Raw genomic sequence first — 3,135 nt, 5'->3', positions numbered from 1 at the left:
GAGCGGGCGACGAGAATCGAACTCGCGTATTCAGCTTGGGAAGCTGATGTTCTACCATTGAACTACGCCCGCGTGACCCGCAGAAGCGGATCGGCAGCCATAGTATCCGCCCCTTCGACGGCCACCAAGCCAACCCCCCGTTAGGGTGTCCAGCGTGCTGCTCTCCGACCGTGACCTCCGTGCTCAGATCGACTCCGGCAGGGTGCGCCTGGACCCGTGGGATCCGACGATGGTCCAGCCCTCCAGCGTCGACGTCCGCCTGGACCGCTATTTCCGGCTCTTCGACAACCACAAGTATCCGGTCATCGACCCGGCGCAGGAGCAGCCCGATCTGACCCGACTGGTGCAGGTCGATCCAGCCGAGTCCTTTGTGCTGCACCCCGGGGAGTTCGTGCTGGGGTCCACCTATGAGGAGGTCAGCCTCCCCGACGATATCGCCGCCCGGGTGGAGGGGAAGAGCTCGCTGGGTCGCCTGGGGCTGCTCACGCACGCCACCGCTGGCTTCGTCGACCCGGGCTTCACCGGGCACGTCACCCTGGAGCTGTCCAACGTCGCGACCCTGCCGATCGTGCTGCACCCGGGGATGAAGATCGGCCAGCTCTGCTTCTTTCAGCTCAGCTCCCCGGCCGAGCACCCCTACGGCACGCAGGCCCGCGGCAGCCACTACCAGGGTCAGCGGGGTCCCACCGCCAGCCGGTCCTGGGCCAACTTTCACCGCACCCATATCGGTGGCTGACGCCCCCTCATGCAGCTCGACGCACACCTGACCAGGCGTGAGAGACGGCGACGACGAGCCTGGCGCAGGCGGCTCGCCGGCCTCGGCGTGCTCGCTACCGCCGTCCTCACCGCGGCGGCCGCTGGCGCTGGGCTCGGGTTGCCGCAGCTGCTCGACCGGGCTCCGGGAGGTCCACCCGTCGCGGCCTGGGTGTCGATCGCCGGCGCTGAGCAGCTGGACGGGCCTGACCGGGCTGTCGGGACGGGGGACCGAGCGCTTACTCCCGGAGAGGTGGAGTGCCAACGTCCTGCTGACGGCGCTGCTGACTTCCTGCGCGACACCGGCGCTGCCGGCGCGGGGGCGCTGGGCGCGGTCGGGTTCGGCTGCCTTGGAAGCCTGGCCGACGGGTTGCCGCCGACGCAGTTGGAGCAAGAGGATGCCCAGCGCCTCTACACCCTGGTGACCCGGGACGAGGCGATCCGCCCGACCACCTACGCCCCCACCGACCTTGTCGCGTTTCGCGGCGGTCCCTACGAGGTGCGCAAGGAGGTGGCGCAGCAGCTCGGGCTCCTCTTCGACGCGGCTGCGCGCGACGGGCACACGATGCTGGTCGTCACCTCCGGCTTCCGCGCCTACGACATCCAAGCGGGCACGCACGAGGACTGGGTCGGTCGCGTCGGCTCCGCACGCGCGGACCAGATCTCCGCGCTGCCTGGCCACAGCGAGCACCAGCTGGGGCTGGCGGTCGACCTCGGCGGCAGCTGCACCTACGACTGCTTCGGTGCCCAGGAGGACGGGCGCTGGGTGGGTGCCAATGCGCACCGTTGGGGGTTCATCATCCGCTACCCCGAGGGTGGGCAGAAGGTGACCGGTTATGCGCCCGAGCCCTGGCACCTGCGCTACGTCGGGCCACAGGCCGCGTGGCGGATGCACCTGGATGGCCAGGCCTACTGGGAGCGGGCGCAGCCGCAGTTCGTCCGTCAGGACTGATCGAGCGGCGCCGGCTCCTTGCCGCGCCGGACGGCCGCCAGCAGCATTTGCGCGACGTCGACCACCTCGATCTCCTCGCGAGCTCCCTCCGACTGCTTCTGCGTGAGGCCGTCGGAGAGCATCACCCGGCAGAAGGGGCAGCCGACCGCGATCCGGTCAGCACCGGTGGCGATCGCCTCCTCCGTCCGGTTCAGGTTGATCCGGGTGCCGAGCTTCTCCTCCATCCACATCCGGGCACCACCAGCGCCGCAGCAGAACGACTTCTCCTGGTTGCGCGGCATCTCGCGGATCTCGACGCCGGGCAGGGCGCCGAGCAGCTCTCGCGGCGGCGCATAGACCTGGTTGTGGCGGCCGAGATAGCACGGGTCGTGGTAGGTGACGGTCGAGGCCGTCGACGCCACTCCGCTCGCGTCGGCCTCGTCGGGGCGGGCGACGGGCGTCAGTCTCTTGTCCCGGACCAGCTTGTTGAGCAGCTGGGTGTGGTGCAGGACCTCGTAGTTGCCGCCGACCTGGGGGTATTCGTTCTTGATGGTGTTGAAGCAGTGGGCGCAGGTCACCACGATCTTGGTCGCGTTGACCTCCGTGAGCGTCTCGACGTTGGCCATCGCGAGCATCTGGAAGAGGAACTCGTTGCCGGCCCGGCGCGCGGGGTCGCCGGTGCAGGTTTCTCCGTCGCCCAGGACGGCAAAGGACACGCCAGCGGTATGGAGCAGCTCGGCGACCGCGCGCGTCGTCTTCTTTGCGCGGTCCTCGAAGGCGCCGGCACAGCCGACCCAGAACAGGTAGTCGACCTCCGCAAGGTCCTCGACGTCAGCCCCGGCCATCGGGATCTCGAAGGGCAGGTCCTTGGCCCAGTCCATCCGCAGCCGGGCATTCATCCCCCATGGGTTGCCCTTGTTTTCCAGGTTCTTAAACAGCCCTCCGAGCTCGTGCGGGAAGGCCGACTCGATGAGCACCTGGTGGCGGCGCATGTCGACGATGTCGTCGACGTGCTCGATGTCGACGGGGCACTGCTCCACGCAGGCCCCGCATGTGGTGCAGGCCCAGAGGGAGTCAGGGTCGAAGACGGCCCCACCGTCGGGGATGGTCGGGTCGCCGATGGTCTCGCCGACGAGCTGGCGCTGTGCCTCGAGCACCGCCGTGGTGGGGATGCCGCCCAGCTTGGGCGCGAGTGCCCCCGAGGCCAGCGCCGCTGCGGGGTCGGCGGCGGCGGCTCCGGACAGCGCGTCGAGCTCCGCCTGGGCCTGGGTGCGCTGTTCGTCGGTGGCCAGCAGCCACGGGGCCTTGGCCTGGTGGTGGTTGCGCAGGCCGATGACCATCATCTTGGGGGAGAGTGGCTTGTCGGTGTGCCAGGCCGGGCACTGCTCCTGGCACCGGCCGCACTCGGTGCACGTGGAGAAGTCGAGCAAGCCCTTCCAGGTGAAGTCCTC

General features: G+C 69.4%; 3 protein-coding genes and 1 tRNA gene. 2 read left to right on the top strand and 2 right to left on the bottom strand.

Annotated features, from left to right (window positions below; genetic code table 11):
• Window position 1: 1 nt before the first annotated feature.
• Window positions 2-72: transfer RNA gene (locus Q4P07_RS14150), tRNA-Gly, on the bottom strand.
• 82 nt (window positions 73-154) lie between these two features.
• Between Q4P07_RS14150 and dcd the strand changes: the two genes are divergently transcribed.
• Window positions 155-736 carry a dCTP deaminase gene (gene dcd, locus Q4P07_RS14145; protein WP_303375557.1) on the top strand — a complete coding sequence of 194 codons (582 nt, stop codon included), beginning with the start codon at window positions 155-157 and terminating at the stop codon, window positions 734-736.
• 9 nt (window positions 737-745) lie between these two features.
• On the top strand, window positions 746-1,705 hold the full coding sequence (locus Q4P07_RS14140; RefSeq protein WP_303375556.1) for a M15 family metallopeptidase: 960 nt from the start codon (window positions 746-748) through the stop codon (window positions 1,703-1,705).
• Here the strand turns inward: Q4P07_RS14140 and Q4P07_RS14135 are convergent.
• A partial coding sequence (locus Q4P07_RS14135) for a (Fe-S)-binding protein (protein ID WP_303375555.1) occupies window positions 1,696-3,135 on the bottom strand: 1,440 nt, incomplete at its 5' end. The two genes, Q4P07_RS14140 and Q4P07_RS14135, sit on opposite strands and share 10 nt — an antisense overlap.

The organism is Ornithinimicrobium sp. (genome assembly GCF_030537745.1).
Taxonomy (GTDB): domain Bacteria; phylum Actinomycetota; class Actinomycetes; order Actinomycetales; family Dermatophilaceae; genus Ornithinicoccus.
The sequence above is the reverse complement of the archived record's forward strand: the minus strand, read 5'-3'. Positions and strand labels throughout refer to the sequence as shown.